Genomic DNA, 16,294 nt, shown 5'->3' with positions numbered 1-16,294 from the left:
GAATCGGGATTGCGCGAATCTGTATTAATCCCTTAGGAGCAGAGAGCGCAATCCGGCGGCTTTGTTTTCGATCTCCTGCCACTCCTGCTCCGGGTCAGATCCGCTGACAATACCGGCACCGGCGTAGAGCCGCAGGGAGTCCTCCTGAACGCGCGCGGAGCGCAGCGCCACGCAGAACTCACTCTGTTCGGGGGATAAATACCCGGCCGAACCGGCGTACCACTCGCGGTTAAAGGGTTCAACCTTCTGGATAAACTCGCGCGCGGGCTGTCGGGGTAATCCGGCAACGGCCGCGGTCGGCTGCAACATGAGCAGACACTGCTCGTCGTCGGCCTGTTTCAGCTCGGTCCAGATACAGCGGCGCAAATGCTGCACTTTACGCAGGCGTACCACCTGGGGGGGCAGTACCTCAAGCGTCTGCGTAGAGTGCTGAAGACGCTGGCAGATATCTTCCACCACCAGCATATTTTCGCGCTGGTTTTTATCATCGTTAAGCAGCCACTCGCCGAGACGCTGCGCCTGGCTATCATCGGTATGGCTGGCGACGGTTCCCGCGAGCGCTTCCGTGCGCAGCAGCTTGCCGCGCCGCCGCCAGAGACGCTCGGGGGTCGAGCCGAGAAAAGCGTTGCTGGCGTCGAATACCATGCAGAAATGATAGCAATGTAAATTGAGGGCGCGGCTGGCGGCCATCAGCGCGACAGGGTTAACGCGCTGCGTGAACTGCAGATCGGTTGCCCGGGCGAGCACCACTTTTTCAAAATCACCGCGCGCGATGGTCTCCGTCGCCCTGCGGATCAGTCTCAGCCATTCGGCCTGCTGCGGCTGATGGGTTTCGTGCTCAACCTGCACGGAGAGCGGACGGATAGATCTCGCAGGACGGAGCTGCTGTAAAAAATCCTGCGCGACGCGGGCATCCTCCTGAAGCGAGCGGTTGCTCCACAGCTGCAGACGCAGCGTAGCGGTGCCGGCGGTGCGTCGCCAGAGCAGTCGCGGTAAAAAGAGGCTGCCCTGTTCGGGATTAAAGGCGTTCAGGCCGCAGATGCGGGTATCACCTGCCGCGTTTTGCGCGCGCAAAAACTGCGAGGCTAATGCCAGAGAGGAAAATTGGGTGACCGCCCCCAGCGCGGCCAGCTCTTCATCACCGTTACGCTGCTGCCAGTAAAACTGCGGATAACACTGCTGCTCGCCCAGCCAGGCGAGGGGATCGAAGGCGTCGTTTAACGGGAAAGAGACGTCGAAATGACGTATGCCGGGTGCTGCGGGTAACGCTTGCGAAAGCTGGGTACGCAGTTGCTCCAGCGCGAGGAAAATCGAATTCACGCGAACCTCTCCCTGTTAAAACGTCATATTATACGGGGTACTGGCCATAAATAGCAGTACCCACGTATAGGGAGTGGTTAAGCGGCTTAACGACGGGCTAACAGCAGCCCCAGCACCAGCCCCACGGCAGCACCCACCCCAATACCCTGCCACGGTTTTTCATGAACGTAATCATCGGCACGGTACACCGCTTTTTTGGCACGGTAGTAGTAGGTATCAGACGCATGGCTGACGCGGTTTTTCACTTCATGCAGCGCCTGCTCGGCGCGGGCTTTTAGCTCAATATATTTCTGATCGGCAGGGTCGCCAGAGGAACGTAACACCTCTTCCAGCGTTTCGCTCAGCAAGGCCAGGTCGTCGTCGATACGGGTATCCCAGGATTGAAATGACATATTTTTCTCCATGTTAGTACACCAGTCCGCTAACTATAGCCAACGACTCGCCATTACGCCTGCTTCGTTTCCCGCGCCATGCCGATATGCGGAATACCATCTTCATCGTATACCTCCGTTACCGGCGTAAAACCAAAATGGCCGTAGAAGGACTGCAGGTGCGCCTGCGCGCCCAGGTATAACGCCTTGTCCGGCCACTGTTTCCGGCACGCCTCCAGCGTTTTTTCCATCAGCTGATAGCCCAGCTTTTCACCGCGCGCCTTGCCGCTGATGATGACGCGGCCAATGACGACAGGCTCAAAATCGTCTTCGCTTTTCAGAATCCTCGCATACGCCACCAGCTCGTTATCCCGCCAGCCGAGGATATGGCGGTTCTCACCAACGAGGTCATCGCCGTCGATGTCCTGATACGGGCAGGTCTGTTCTACAACAAACACTTCACAGCGCAGCTTCAGCAGGGCATAAAGTGAATGAACGGTGAGTTCGCTATGATGTAAATTTTGCCACTGGATCATGTCAGTCTCCTTCCTGGGGTTCATCACGTTATACTAAACCCCTCCCCGTTCGGCAAAGGGCTGATTGCGTTATGGAACTGATTTTTCTGGGTACGTCCGCTGGCGTGCCAACCCGCTCACGAAACGTGACGGCGATCCTGCTGGATCTTAAGCATCCCACCCGCGGCGGGCTGTGGCTGTTTGACTGTGGTGAAGGGACGCAGCATCAGCTGTTACACACCGCTTACCACCCCGGCAAGCTGGATAAAATTTTTATCACCCATCTGCATGGCGACCACCTGTTTGGCCTTCCCGGCCTTCTGTGCAGCCGCTCGATGGCCGGTAACGCCAACCCGCTGACGATTTACGGGCCAGCGGGTATTCGTGAATTTGTTGAAACTACGCTACGCCTGAGCGGGTCATGGACCGATTATCCGCTGGAGGTCGTTGAGATTGCCGAAGGGCTGGTATTCGATGACGAGGATTATCGGGTTACTGCTCAACCGCTCAATCATCCTGTGGAGTGCTATGGCTACCGTATTGATGCGCATGATAAACCCGGCGCGCTGGATGCCGCCGCGCTGATGGCCGACGGCGTAAAACCCGGGCCGCTGTTCCAGCGTCTTAAGCACGGAGAGACCGTCACGCTGGAGGACGGACGCGTCATTAACGGCCAGGATTATCTCGCCGCACCGCAGCCCGGCAAAAAGCTGGCGATTTTTGGCGATACGGCCCCATGCCCGGCAGCGCTCACGCTGGCTCAGGGCGTGGACGTGATGGTGCATGAAGCGACGCTTGAAACGGCGATGGAAGAGAAGGCCAACGGCCGGGGCCATAGCTCCACGCGACAGGCGGCACAGCTTGCCCGTGACGCGGGCGTCGGGCGGCTCATCGTCACTCATGTCAGCTCGCGCTACGACGCGCGGGGCTGCGAAAAGCTGCTGGCAGAGTGCCGCGCGCTGTTCCCGGAATGTGAGCTGGCCGAAGATTTCGCTCAGGTTAGCGTTTAGTCCTTCATTTTTCCTTCAGGATGCCGATAACGATTAAAAGGTCAGCATTTCTCTCGAGGGTAGAATGGATAATTTCCAGAAAGATATTGATGACAGGGCGAATCTGACCCTGTCGAACCGTTTTGAACTGTTGCTGTTCCGTCTTGGCACCTCTCTGAACGAAAATAAATCTGAGCTGTTTGGCATTAACGTCTTTAAGCTGCGTGAAATTGTGCCGATGCCGGAGTTCACGAAACCCGCCGGGATGAAATCGCCGCTGATGGGAATGGTGAATATTCGCGATCAGGTGATCCCGGTGATTGACCTGGCCGCCGTGGCGGGCTGTAAGCCCACTACCGGGCTGAACATCCTGCTGATCACCGAATATGCGCGCAGCGTGCAGGCGTTTGCCGTGGAATCGGTTGAGAACATCATGCGTCTGGACTGGAAGCAGGTGCATGCGGCGGAAACCGCCGTCAGCGGTCGCTACATCACCAGCATTGCGTGTCTTGACGAGAAGACCGATACCAACGATCTGGCGATGGTGCTGGACGTTGAGCAGATCCTGTATGACATAACCCCGGCCAATCACGATCTGCACGCCACGAATCTAAAGACCACCAAATTCCATATCAAGCCAGGCGCTGTCGCTATCGTTGCAGAAGATTCCAAGGTGGCGCGCTCGATGCTGGAGAAAGGTCTGCAGGCGATGGAGATCCCCGCGCAGCTGCATATCACCGGCAAAGACGCGTGGGAGAAAATTGGCGTGCTGGCCGCACAGGCGCAGGCTGAAGGAGTTCCCATCACCGATAAGATCGCTCTGGTGCTGACCGACCTCGAAATGCCTGAGATGGACGGTTTTACGCTCACGCGCAAAATCAAAACCGACCCGGTATTGAAGGACATTCCGGTAGTGATCCACTCTTCCCTTTCCGGCAACGCCAACGAAGACCATATTCGCAAGGTGAAGGCCGACGGGTACGTGGCGAAGTTTGAGCTGAACGAGCTGTCGTCGGTGATTGAGGAAGTGCTGGACCGCTCGATGAAGAAGATTGACGGGCCGTTGATTAGCCGCAAGCAGCTGGCTTAAGCATGGTGCGGGCTGGTGCCCTCACCCCGGCCCTCTCCTACTGGGAGAGGGGGAAAACCATAAAAAAACCCGCCGAGGCGGGTTTTTTGTTTTTACATCAGCGGCATCGCTCGCTGCACGATATCAATCAGCGGCTGCGGATAGATACCGAAGATCAGCACCAGCAGTGCGGAGATAAGCACGACGATACCACCGGCGCTGTACTGCCAGTTGGTTGGGGCATCACGGTTGAGCTGCTGAGGCGCGCTCAGGTACAGGCTCACGGCCACGCGCAGGTAGTAGTAGAGACCAATCGCGGAGCCGATAACCACGCCCGCGGTCAGCCACCACAGGTGCGCCTGCACACCGACGGCCAGCACGTAGAACTTACCGATGAAGCCAAGCGTCATCGGGATACCTGCCAGAGAGAGCATCATCACGGTCATTACCGCGGACAGGATCGGACGGTGCCAGAACAGACCACGGTAGGAGAACAGTGAATCGGCATCCGGGCCACGGTACGGGCTGGACATCAGGCTCACCACGCCGAAGGCGCCGAGACTGCTGAACAGGTAACCGGCCAGATACACGCCTACGGTTTCCATCGACATCTCGCCGCTCTGCAGCGCAATCAGCGCCACCATCAGGTAGCCCAGATGAGAGATAGACGAGTAGCCCAGCAGACGCTTGATGTTGGTCTGGCTCAGCGCCATCAGGTTACCGAAGATGATGGAGACGAACGCGATAATGCCCAGCACCACGCGAACCGCTTCGCTGTCACCCACAGGCGCGTACAGGAACAGACGCATGACCACACCGAAGATAGCGATCTTGCTCGCCGTCGCCAGGAAGGTCGACACCGGAGCCGGGGCGCCCTGGTATACGTCTGGCGTCCACAGGTGGAACGGCACCAGAGAGAGTTTGAAGCCGAGGCCAACAATCATCATGCCCAGACCTGCCAGCAGCAGCGGCTCATGCAGCATGCCGTCACCGAGGCTCTTGCCGAGCGCCATAAAGGAGAGGTTACCGGACTGTGCGTACAGCAGCGCAATACCAAACAGCAGGAACGAGGACGCAGCAGCAGACAGAATGGTGTACTTGATGCTTGCTTCCAGGGAGCGCTTCTGACGGAAGGCGTAACCAATCAGGCCGAACAGCGGCAGAGAGATCAGCTCAATACCGAGGAACAGCGCGGCCAGGTGGTTCGCATTCGCCAGCAGAATGCCGCCCAGCGCGGCAATCAGAACCAGCAGGTAAAACTCTTCTTTGTTGTCGTTGTAGCCTTCGAGCCACGGGTACGCAAAGGTACAGGTTGCCAGGCTCGCCAGCAGCACCAGACCGGTATACAGCATGGCGTAACCGTCAACGCGCATCAGCGGGGTGACGTCCATCGCCCCACCCTGGCCAACAAACCAGAGAGAGACTAACGCGGCGTTCAGGCCGATGACCGACAGCGTGGCATTCAGGAAGTGATTGCGTCGCCACGCAATGGAGAGCATCACAACCACCACCGTCAATCCGACGATCAGCAGCGGTAGCAGCGCGATCAGTTGTTGTGGAGTTATTGTCATGGCGAATTACGGCCTTGTAGTAGAAGCAGAATTAACAAACCACTGCTGGATGTTGCCCATCGCGCTATGCGAGGTATCCAGAATCGGCTGCGGGAAGAAGCCCAGCAGCACCAGTAGTACGACCAGCAGCAAGATGATGAACAGCTCACGCAGCGACATCCCCGGCAGTTCTTGTGCAGCAATTTCGCTCTTCGCTTTACCGAAGTAGGCGCGGTGCAGCATCGCCAGCGAGTACACGGAAGCGAACACCAGACCAAAGGTGGAGATCACGGTAATCACCGGTACCACTTTGAAGCTGCCGAACAGAATCATAAATTCGCCGACGAAGTTACCGGTACCCGGCATCCCCAGGGTAGCCACCGCGAAGAACATGGACAGCGCTGGCAGCCATTTAATTTTGCTCCACAGGCCGCCCATCATGCGCATGTCGCGGGTATGCAGACGCTCGTACAGCTGACCGCACAGGATGAAGAGGCCGGCTGCGGACAGACCGTGCGCAATCATCTGGATCACCGCGCCCTGGTACGCCAGCTGGCTGCCGGTGTAGATAGCAATCAGCACGAAGCCCATGTGGGAAACGGAGGTGTAGGCAATCAGACGCTTGATGTCGTACTGCGTGAAGGCCATCCAGGCACCGTAGAAGATACCGATCACACCCAGCCACATGGCAATCGGTGCGAACTCTGCGGAGGCATTCGGGAACAGCGGCAGTGCGAAACGCAGCAGACCATAGGCGGCCGTTTTCAGCAAGATGCCCGCCAGGTCAACGGAACCCGCCGTTGGTGCCTGAGAGTGCGCGTCTGGCAGCCAGCCGTGCAGCGGAACGACCGGCATTTTCACCGCGAACGCGATGAAGAAGCCCAGCATCAGCAGGTATTCAACGCCGTGGGACATTGGCGTCTTCAGCAGATCTTCGTAGTTGAAGGTCCAGGTACCGGTCGCGTTGTGGTGAACAAACACCAGCGCCAGAATAGCAATCAGCATCACCAGACCACTCGCCTGGGTATAGATGAAGAACTTGGTTGCCGCCGTGATACGCGTTTTACCGTCGGACGCCTTGTGGCCCCACAGCGCGATCAGGAAGTACATCGGCACCAGCATCATCTCCCAGAAGAAGAAGAACAGGAACATGTCGATGGCAAGGAACACGCCGATCACGCCGCCCAGGATCCACATCAGGTTCAGGTGGAAGAAGCCCTGGTATTTTTCGATTTCTCGCCAGGAGCAAAGTACCGCCAGAACGCCGAGCAGACCGGTCAGCACCACCATCAGTAGCGACAGACCGTCAATCGCCAGGTGGATCGTAATGCCGAAACGCGGGATCCACGGCAGGATGAACTCAGACTGCCACTGCGGAATGCCCGCAGACTGGGTCAGTGAGTAACCGCCCTGCAACCACAGTTGCAGGCCAAGCGCGAGCGTCAATCCCATGGTGATCAGCGCGATCCAGCGCGGCATCTTCACGCCAAAGCGTTCAGTCTGCCAGCACAGGAAGCCGCCGATGAAGGGAATTAATATTAGCCAGGGTAGTAACATGGCGATTTACATTCCTTTTTAAGGCCCCCAGCAGGGGCCTGATTTTCAACGAATTCGAATAAAATTCACTTAACGATCAACGCAACACCATCAGCAGCGCCAGCACGACAACCGCACCGATGCTCATGGACGCCACATACCAGCGCAGGTAACCGTTCTCGCTGTACAGCAGGCCTTTACCTGCAAAGCGGGAAAGGATCGCCGGGATATTCATCAGGCTGTTCAGTGGGTCGCGCTTCAGCAGCCACGCAATGCCCAGGAACGGCTTAACGAAGATCATGTCGTACAGCCAGTCGAAGCCCCACGCGTTGTACCACCAGGTGCCCAGCAGACGGCCCGGCGCACTGTTGGCAACGGCAGTCACCAGCGTACGTTTGCCCAGCCACAGCCATGCAGCGATCAGGATGCCCGCGATAGCGACCACACCGGAGGTGATTTCAAGCGTCAGAACGCGACCGTGCTCAAGCTCGGTGGTGTCTGGCAGTACGCCCTGCAGCGGTGGCACAATCATCGCGCCAACGAAGGTGGACAGTACCAGCAGCACAATCAGCGGCAGGTGGTGGGTAATCCCCTTCCCTGCGTGAGCGTGAATTTGTTCTTTACCGTGGAATACGATGAAAATCATACGGAAGGTATACAGGGAGGTCATGAACGCACCGACCAGACCCGCAACCATCAGATTGATATGACCATTCGCCATGGCACCCGCAAGGATTTCGTCCTTACTGAAGAAGCCCGCGGTGATCAGCGGCAGTGCCGCCAGCGCCGCGCCGCCTACCAGGAAGCAGACATAAACCAGTGGAATGGACTTACGCAGTCCGCCCATCTTGAAGATGTTCTGCTCGTGGTGGCAGGCCAGGATCACGGAACCAGATGACAGGAACAACAGCGCTTTAAAGAACGCGTGTGTCATCAGGTGGAAAATGGCTGCGTCCCATGCCTGAACGCCCAGCGCCAGGAACATGTAACCGATCTGGCTCATGGTGGAATACGCGAGAACGCGTTTGATGTCGGTCTGCACCAGCGCGGCAAAACCTGCCAGCACCAGCGTGACCGCACCGACGATACCCACCAGATGCAGAATTTCCGGGGTCATCAGGAACAGGCCATGGGTACGCGCAATCAGGTAGACACCGGCGGTTACCATGGTCGCGGCGTGGATCAGCGCGGAGACAGGGGTTGGACCCGCCATCGCGTCGGCCAGCCATGTCTGCAACGGCAGCTGCGCGGATTTACCCACGGCGCCACCAAGCAGCATCAGCGTTGCCCACCACAGCATGTTGTTGCCTGCAGCGAAGTGCGCCGGCGCCAGTTCCACCATTTCGCGGAAGTTCAGCGTGCCCAGTTCGTTGTAAAGAATGAACAGCGCGAAAGCGAGGAAGACGTCACCCACGCGGGTCACGACGAACGCCTTCATGGCCGCTGCGCCATTCTTCGGATCGGTGTAGTAGAAACCGATCAGCAGGTAAGAACACAGACCTACGCCTTCCCAGCCCAGATACATCAGCAGCAGGTTATCGGCCAGCACCAGAACCACCATGCTGGCGATAAACAGGTTGGTGTAGGCGAAGAAGCGGGAGTAACCCTCTTCACCGCGCATATACCAGGAGGCGAACATGTGGATCAGGAAGCCAACGCCGGTGACCACGGAGAGCATGGTCAGCGAGAGGCCGTCCAGCACCAGGTTGAAGCCGATGTTGAAATCACCGACCGACATCCAGGTCCACAGCGGTACGCTGAAAGGCTGACGCCCGTTGTTAAAGAAGTCGATACCCGCATACGCCGTCACCAGCGCGGCCAGGCCAACAGAGCCCATGCCGACGGTCGCAGACAGATTCTCAGACCAGCGGCCGCGAGAAAACGCCAGCAGCACGAAGCCAATCAGCGGAAAAATAATGGTTAAGGCAAGCATGTTCATCCACGCAACTCACTTACTGAATCGATGTTCAGATTCTGGCGGCGACGATGGAGCTGCAGCAACAGCGCCAGGCCAATACTCGCTTCGGCAGCCGCGAGGCTGATGGCGAGAATGTACATCACCTGACCATCGGTCTGGCCCCAGTAGCTTCCGGCGACCACGAAGGCCAGCGCGGAGGCGTTAATCATGATTTCCAGACCGATCAGCATAAACAGCAGATTGCGGCGGATAACCAGACCGGTCAAACCCAGAACGAATAAAATCGCAGCGAGGATCAGTCCATGTGTTAAGGGGATCATGCGCGCTCCTCCGTTTTTCTTTTCGCGCGGTCGTCAGTGCGGTTGCTCAGCACCTCACCAGCACGCTCTTCGCGGCCAACGTGGAAAGCAACAACCAGACCTGCCAGCAGCAGCATTGAGGCCAGTTCAACCGCCAGAACGTATGGGCCAAAGAGGGTAATACCGACCTCTTTAGCGCCGATCGGCGTGCCGTCGATGCCCTGATCGTTGACGCCCAGAATGGCGTAAACAATCACCGCCAGCATGATGGCCGACAAAATTGCCGGACCAATCCACACCTGCGGTTTTAACCACTGACGTTCCTGCTCAATTTCAGAGCCGCCCAGGTTCAGCATCATCACCACGAACACGAACAGCACCATGATGGCCCCGGCGTAGACGATGATTTCCAGCGCACCGGCGAAGTGCGCGCCCAGTGCGAAGAACACCCCGGAAATGGCCAGCAGCGAAATGATTAAGTACAGCAGCGCATGCACCGGATTGGTGTGCGTAATCACTCGCAGCGTAGCCAGGATGGCGATAAGGCCACAGATATAAAAAGCGAATTCCATTGCCCTCTCCTTACGGTAACAGGCTCTTGACGTCGATAGGCTTAGCTTCGTTCTCTGCTTCGCCCTTATCTTTGCCGTCGATTGCCATACCCGCCATCCGGTAGAAGTTATATTCCGGGTATTTGCCCGGACCGGAAATCAGCAGATCCTCTTTCTCATACACCAGGTCCTGACGCTTGTACTCACCCAGCTCGAAGTCTGGAGTCAGCTGAATCGCCGTGGTTGGGCACGCTTCTTCACACAGACCGCAGAAGATGCAGCGTGAGAAGTTGATGCGGAAGAACTCAGGGTACCAGCGGCCGTCTACCGTCTCTGCTTTCTGCAGAGAGATACAGCCTACCGGACACGCTACCGCACACAGGTTACAGGCAACGCAGCGCTCGGAACCGTCCGGGTCGCGCGTCAGCACGATACGGCCACGGTAGCGCGGCGGCAGATATACCGGCTCTTCCGGGTACATCCGGGTTTCGCGTTTGGCAAACGCGTGCAGGCCGATCATCCAGATACTGCGTACCTGGGTACCGAAGCCTACCAGTAATTCTTTTAAGGTCATGGTCTATAGCCCCTTATGGCTGCTGCCAGAGAATGACAGCGGCCGTTACCAACAAGTTGACGAGCGTCAGCGGCAGGCACACTTTCCAGCCGAAGGACATTACCTGGTCGTAACGCGGACGCGGTAACGCTGCGCGAATCAAAATGAACATCATCATGAAGAACGCGGTTTTCAGCGCGAACCAGATGAACGGCGGTAAGAACGGGCCATGCCAGCCACCGAAGAACAGCGTTACCATCAACGCGGAAATGGTGACGATACCGATGTACTCGCCCACGAAGAACAGACCGAATTTCATACCGGAATATTCGATGTGGTAACCGTCCGCCAGTTCCTGTTCGGCTTCTGGCTGGTCAAACGGGTGACGGTGACACACCGCCACGCCCGCGATAGCAAAGGTAATAAACCCAAAGAACTGCGGGATAACGTTCCAGATGTCGGCCTGGTTGTTGACGATGTCGGTCATGTTGAATGAACCGGCCTGCGCCACCACGCCCATCAGGGAAAGTCCCAGGAACACTTCGTAGCTCAGCGTCTGCGCGGAAGCACGCATCGCACCCAGCAGCGAGTATTTGTTGTTACTGGACCAGCCTGCGAACAGCACCGCGTAAACCGCGAGGCCTGCCATCATCAGGAAGAACAGAATGCCGATGTTCAGATCAGCGACCACCCAGGTCGGGCTGACCGGAACGATAGCAAACGCCAACAGCAGCGAGGTGAAGGCGATCATCGGTGCCAGAGTAAAGATCACGCGGTCAGAGAAGCGCGGGATCCAGTCCTCTTTAAAGAACATCTTGATCATGTCCGCGACCAGCTGGAGTGAACCACCCCAGCCCACGCGGTTCGGTCCGTAACGGTTCTGGAACAGACCGAGCAGACGACGTTCACCAAAGCTCATGAACGCGCCGCAGGTGACCACCACCAGCAGAATAACAATCGCTTTCAGAATGCTCAGCAGGATGTCGATAAGATCCGGCGTTAACCAACTCATGCTTTTGCCTCCTGCAGATTATCAAGACGCGCACCCGCCAGAACCGGCGCGATGCCAGGCATACCCATCGGCAGACCCACCTGCCCTGCTGTCAGACCTTCGGAGATAATCAGCGGCAGGCTGATTGTCTGGCCGTCATAGCTAAAGGCAATGTTTGCGCCCGCGTTAACGCCAAGCTTCGCGGCATCCGCCGGGTTGAGCTTGATGTACGGCTGCGGCATACGAGTCTGGAAGACAGGTGAACGCTGGGACAGCTCGTCGCTACCGAACAGATGGTAGTACGGCGCGATACGCCAGCTACCGTCCTGCGCCTGGAAGCTCGCCGGCACGGTGGTGAAGAAGTCCAGACCGGTTTCGGAAGCTTCAATCAGACGCACGCCCGGATCGCCGTGGCGCAGGGAGCCACCCACTTCAGCCTGGAACTTGTTCCATGCCTGCGGGGAGTTCCAGCCTGGCGCCCATGCGAACGGGATTTGCGAACGCGGCGCAGACGGCTGGTTGTTCCCTTCCATGGAGAAGGCGAACATGGTGTCTTTATCCTGCGGCTGGCGCGGTTCGTGCACGCTGATGTTGGCGCGCATCGCGGTACGGCCGCTGTAGCGGTGCGGTTCACGCGCCAGTTTCTGGCCGCGAATGCGGAAGCTTGCTTCAGGTGCGGCATCTTTAATGCCTGCCAGCTGAGGCAGTTTTTCCACTACCGCGTCGATAACGTGGTCGAGCTGCGTCCAGTCCACTTCACGGCTCTGCACGGTGCTGTGCAGGGAGTGCAGCCAGCGCCAGCTTTCCAGCATCACGGTGTTGCTGTCGTAGTACGCCGGGTCGTAAACCTGGAAGAAACGCTGCGCGCGGCCTTCGTTGTTGATAACGGTACCGTCGCTTTCTGCGAAGCTTGCCGCAGAGAGCACCAGGTGCGCTTTATCCATAATCGCCGTGCGCTGATGGTCAATGACCATCACCAGCGGCGCTTTGGAGAGCGCGGCGTCAACGCGAGCGGCAGAGGCGTGGCGATGCAGGTCGTTTTCGAGCACCACAACGGCGTCAGCGGCACCGGATTCCAGTTCGCTTAACGCTTCTTCCAGCGAGCCGCCGCCGATCATGCCCAGACCAATGCTGTTCACCGCACGGGCAATCATGGTCACACCGACGTCCGCACCGCGGCCTTTCAGGGCTTTGGCAACGTTGGCTGCCGCCTGAATGATCTCGGCGCTACCGGCGTTGGTACCGGAAATAATCAGCGGTTTTTTCGCACCCGCCAGGGCCTGAACAATCACGTCGACCTTGTTCTGCAGGTCGCGATCCAGCTCAACGGCCGGCGAGCTGCTATCCAGCGCGTGGGCAATCGCAAAGCCAAGACGAGCCTGATCTTCAACCGGCGCGCAGTAGGTCCACGCCGCGATATCGTCCAGACGGGTGTTATCGACGTTGGTCACAAACAGAGGATGCTTCGCGCGCTGGCCGATGTTCAGGATCGCCGCAATCTGCCAGTCAGCCACTTTCTGCGCCGCTGCCATTTCACGTGCTTTACCCTTCACCGCCTGACGAACCGCCAGAGCCGCGCGTGCGCCCGTCTGCGTCAGGTCTTCACCCAGCACCAGGACCGCATCATAAGATTCGATTTCGCGCAGCGCAGGGGTATGAATACCGCCTTCACGCAGCACTTTCAGTACCAGCTGCAGACGTTCCTGCTCGCCCTGAGCGATACCGGTATAGAAGTTTTCCGCTCCAACCAGCTCGCGCAGCGCGAAGTTGCTTTCGATGCTGGCGCGCGGGGAGCCGATACCGATCACTTTCTTCGACTGACGCAGAATATCTGCCGCGCCCTGCATCGCCTGCTCAGCGTTCAGGGTAATGAAGTCGTCGCCACGGCGCTGAACCGGCTGACGCGGACGGTCTTTCAGGTTCACATAGCCATAGCCGAAACGACCGCGGTCGCACAGGAAGTAGTGGTTAACGGTGCCGTTGTAACGGTTTTCGATACGACGCAGCTCGCCGTAACGCTCACCCGGGCTGGTGTTACAGCCGAGGGAACACTGCTGGCAGATGCTTGGCGCAAACTGCATGTCCCATTTACGGTTGTAACGCTCGGAGTGAGTTTTATCCGTGAATACGCCTGTCGGGCAGATTTCTACCAGGTTACCAGAGAATTCGCTTTCCAGCGTACCGTCTTCCGGACGACCGAAGTAGACGTTATCGTGCGCGCCATATACGCCCAGATCCTGACCGTCTGCGTAGTCTTTGTAGTAACGCACGCAGCGGTAGCAGGCGATGCAGCGGTTCATTTCGTGAGAGATGAACGGCCCCAGGTCCTGGTTACGGTGGGTACGCTTGGTAAAGCGATAGCGACGGAAGCTGTGGCCGGTCATCACGGTCATATCCTGAAGGTGGCAGTTACCGCCCTCTTCACAGACCGGACAGTCGTGCGGGTGGTTGGTCATCAACCATTCCACAACGCTTTCGCGGAACTGTTTGGCTTCTTCGTCATCAATCGAAATAAAAGTGCCTTCGGTGGCTGGCGTCATACAGGACATCACCAGGCGACCACGCGTGTCTTCCGCGTTTTGATATTGCTTCACCGCACACTGGCGGCAAGCACCGACGCTGCCCAGCGCCGGATGCCAGCAAAAGTACGGAATATCGAGGCCAAGAGACAGACAAGCTTCCAGCAGGTTGTCCGCCCCGTTGACTTCGTATTCTTTGCCGTCTACATGAATCGTAGCCATTAGCATGCTTCCAGTTGGCTCGGTCGAAACCGAGCGTTAATCAAAATTCTTGTCGTTACCAGCGCGCTTTAAGCAGGTTCGGCTGAATCCCATTAATCGCATGGGTATTACTGAACGGCTGCTTGATACCTGCTTCGAACTCGTCGCGGAAATATTTGATCGCGCTCTGCAGAGGTTCGACGGCACCCGGTGCGTGGGCACAGAAGGTTTTACCCGGGCCTAAGAATCGACACAGCTGCTCAAGCGTCTCGATATCCCCTGGCTGGCCTTCGCCACGTTCGATTGCACGCAGGATCTTCACGCTCCACGGCAGACCATCACGGCACGGTGTACACCAGCCGCAGGACTCGCGGGCGAAGAACTCTTCCAGATTACGCACCAGCGAGACCATGCCGATCTCGTGGTCGACGGCCATCGCCAGCGCCGTACCCAGACGGCTGCCTGCTTTACCAATGCTTTCGAATTCCATTGGCAGATCAAGGTGGGCTTCGGTCAGGAAGTCTGTCCCTGCCCCACCCGGCTGCCAGGCTTTGAATTTCAGGCCATCGCGCATGCCGCCAGCGTAGTCCTCAAGAATTTCACGTGCGGTGGTACCGAACGGCAGTTCCCAGACGCCAGGATTTTTAACGCGACCAGAGAAGCCCATCAGCTTGGTACCAGCATCTTTGCTTGAGGAGATGCCCTGATACCACCCCACGCCGTTGGCGAGGATAGCCGGAACGTTACACAGGGTTTCAACGTTGTTTACGCAGGTCGGTTTACCCCATACGCCGGAGCTTGCCGGGAACGGTGGCTTGGAACGCGGGTTCGCGCGGCGGCCTTCCAGGGAGTTAATCAGCGCGGTTTCTTCACCGCAGATATAACGTCCTGCGCCGGTGTGCACGAACAGTTCAAAGTCAAAGCCGGTACCCAGAATGTTTTTACCCAGCAGGCCCGCTTCGGTGGCTTCGGCAATCGCGCGACGCAGGTTTTCCGCCGCTTCGATGTATTCACCGCGCAGGAAGATGTAACCACGGTAGGCTTTCAGCGCAAACGCGGAGATCAGCATGCCTTCCACCAGCAGGTGCGGCAGTTGTTCCATCAGCAGGCGGTCTTTATAGGTGCCCGGCTCCATTTCATCGGCGTTACACAGCAGGTAACGGATGTTCATGGATTCGTCTTTCGGCATCAGACTCCACTTCAGACCGGTGGAGAAGCCCGCACCGCCGCGCCCTTTCAGGCCGGAGTCTTTCACCGCGTTAACGATGTCGTCCGGCGCCATGCCGCCAAGGGCTTTACGCGCGCCGGCATAGCCGTTTTTGCTCTGGTATTCATCGAGCCATACCGGCTGTTTGTCATCGCGCAGACGCCAGGTCAGCGGATGCGTCTCAGCAGTACGAATTACAGTTTTCATTTGTACTGCTCCAGCAGGTCAGGAATCGCTTCCGGCGTCAGATGGCTGTGAGTGTCCTCATCAATCATCATGGTCGGCCCCTTGTCGCAGTTACCCAGGCAGCAGGTTGGCAGCAGGGTAAAGCGTCCATCGAACGTGGTCTGGCCCGGCTTGATATTGAGCTTTTTCTCAATCGCAGCCTGAATGCCCTGATAACCGGTGATGTGGCAGACAACGCTGTCACAGTAGCGGATCACATGGCGGCCTACCGGCTGACGGAAGATCTGGCTGTAGAACGTGGCTACGCCCTCTACGTCACTTGCCGGAATACCCAGCACTTTCGCGATCTCATAGATCGCCCCATCCGGCACCCAACCACGCTGTTTCTGTACGATTTTCAGCGCTTCAATGGACGCCGCACGCGGGTCTTCGTAGTGGTGCATCTCGTGCTCAATGGCGGCACGTTCTGCTTCACTCAGCTCAAAAGCCTCGGTTTGTGGTTGTTGATTCTCGTGCATA

15 protein-coding genes are annotated in these 16,294 nt (G+C 57.8%); 2 read left to right on the top strand and 13 right to left on the bottom strand.

From position 1 onward, the window contains the following. Positions 1 to 24 precede the first annotated feature (24 nt). From menF to ACOTZC_RS12425, 3 genes are all read right to left on the bottom strand, one after another. Positions 25 to 1,320 (bottom strand): isochorismate synthase MenF, encoded by a 1,296-nt coding sequence (gene menF / locus ACOTZC_RS12435; RefSeq protein WP_045402723.1) that lies wholly within the window; start codon positions 1,318 to 1,320, stop codon positions 25 to 27. A gap of 86 nt (positions 1,321 to 1,406) precedes the next feature. Then, positions 1,407 to 1,712 (bottom strand): stress response protein ElaB, encoded by a 306-nt coding sequence (elaB, locus tag ACOTZC_RS12430; protein WP_008500219.1) that lies wholly within the window; start codon positions 1,710 to 1,712, stop codon positions 1,407 to 1,409. A gap of 53 nt (positions 1,713 to 1,765) precedes the next feature. Then, entirely contained in the window at positions 1,766 to 2,227 is a 462-nt protein-coding gene (locus ACOTZC_RS12425) for a GNAT family N-acetyltransferase (protein ID WP_421635790.1), read from the bottom strand. Between the two features lie 71 nt (positions 2,228 to 2,298). On the opposite strand from ACOTZC_RS12425, the gene rbn reads away from it, so the two are divergent. Further along, positions 2,299 to 3,216 carry a ribonuclease BN gene (gene rbn / locus ACOTZC_RS12420; protein ID WP_023312529.1) on the top strand — a complete coding sequence of 306 codons (918 nt, stop codon included), beginning with the start codon at positions 2,299 to 2,301 and terminating at the stop codon, positions 3,214 to 3,216. A gap of 64 nt (positions 3,217 to 3,280) precedes the next feature. Then, entirely contained in the window at positions 3,281 to 4,285 is a 1,005-nt protein-coding gene (locus tag ACOTZC_RS12415; protein ID WP_023312530.1) for a chemotaxis protein, read from the top strand. A gap of 92 nt (positions 4,286 to 4,377) precedes the next feature. Here the strand turns inward: ACOTZC_RS12415 and nuoN are convergent, their stop codons facing one another. From nuoN to nuoE, 10 genes are all read right to left on the bottom strand, one after another. Further along, on the bottom strand, positions 4,378 to 5,835 hold the full coding sequence (gene nuoN, locus ACOTZC_RS12410) for an NADH-quinone oxidoreductase subunit NuoN (protein ID WP_023312531.1): 1,458 nt from the start codon (positions 5,833 to 5,835) through the stop codon (positions 4,378 to 4,380). 6 nt (positions 5,836 to 5,841) lie between these two features. Continuing rightward, a complete protein-coding gene (gene nuoM / locus ACOTZC_RS12405) occupies positions 5,842 to 7,371 on the bottom strand; it encodes an NADH-quinone oxidoreductase subunit M (RefSeq protein ID WP_023312532.1) in 1,530 nt (509 codons plus the stop codon). Between the two features lie 76 nt (positions 7,372 to 7,447). Continuing rightward, positions 7,448 to 9,289, bottom strand: a complete 1,842-nt coding sequence (gene nuoL, locus ACOTZC_RS12400) for an NADH-quinone oxidoreductase subunit L (protein ID WP_023325763.1) — start codon at positions 9,287 to 9,289, stop codon at positions 7,448 to 7,450. Next, entirely contained in the window at positions 9,286 to 9,588 is a 303-nt protein-coding gene (gene nuoK, locus ACOTZC_RS12395) for an NADH-quinone oxidoreductase subunit NuoK (RefSeq protein WP_003861496.1), read from the bottom strand. Before nuoK ends, nuoL begins: the two co-directional genes overlap by 4 nt. Then, positions 9,585 to 10,139: an NADH-quinone oxidoreductase subunit J gene (nuoJ, locus tag ACOTZC_RS12390; protein WP_023312534.1), complete on the bottom strand. Its 555-nt coding sequence runs from the start codon at positions 10,137 to 10,139 to the stop codon at positions 9,585 to 9,587. Before nuoJ ends, nuoK begins: the two co-directional genes overlap by 4 nt. Positions 10,140 to 10,149: 10 nt before the next feature. Then, on the bottom strand, positions 10,150 to 10,692 hold the full coding sequence (nuoI, locus tag ACOTZC_RS12385) for an NADH-quinone oxidoreductase subunit NuoI (protein ID WP_003861491.1): 543 nt from the start codon (positions 10,690 to 10,692) through the stop codon (positions 10,150 to 10,152). A 13-nt stretch (positions 10,693 to 10,705) separates the two neighbouring features. Next, positions 10,706 to 11,683 carry an NADH-quinone oxidoreductase subunit NuoH gene (gene nuoH, locus ACOTZC_RS12380; RefSeq protein ID WP_008500211.1) on the bottom strand — a complete coding sequence of 326 codons (978 nt, stop codon included), beginning with the start codon at positions 11,681 to 11,683 and terminating at the stop codon, positions 10,706 to 10,708. Then, entirely contained in the window at positions 11,680 to 14,403 is a 2,724-nt protein-coding gene (gene nuoG, locus ACOTZC_RS12375) for an NADH-quinone oxidoreductase subunit NuoG (protein ID WP_023312535.1), read from the bottom strand. Before nuoG ends, nuoH begins: the two co-directional genes overlap by 4 nt. A gap of 55 nt (positions 14,404 to 14,458) precedes the next feature. After that, complete coding sequence (gene nuoF / locus ACOTZC_RS12370; RefSeq protein WP_126303489.1) at positions 14,459 to 15,796, bottom strand: NADH-quinone oxidoreductase subunit NuoF; 1,338 nt, start codon at positions 15,794 to 15,796, stop codon at positions 14,459 to 14,461. Next, positions 15,793 to 16,293: an NADH-quinone oxidoreductase subunit NuoE gene (gene nuoE / locus ACOTZC_RS12365; protein ID WP_006176513.1), complete on the bottom strand. Its 501-nt coding sequence runs from the start codon at positions 16,291 to 16,293 to the stop codon at positions 15,793 to 15,795. Before nuoE ends, nuoF begins: the two co-directional genes overlap by 4 nt. Position 16,294: the final 1 nt, after the last annotated feature.

It is taken from the genome of Enterobacter cloacae complex sp. SHL009, assembly GCF_049237205.1.
Taxonomy (GTDB): domain Bacteria; phylum Pseudomonadota; class Gammaproteobacteria; order Enterobacterales; family Enterobacteriaceae; genus Enterobacter; species Enterobacter cloacae_M.
The sequence above is the reverse complement of the archived record's forward strand: the minus strand, read 5'-3'. Positions and strand labels throughout refer to the sequence as shown.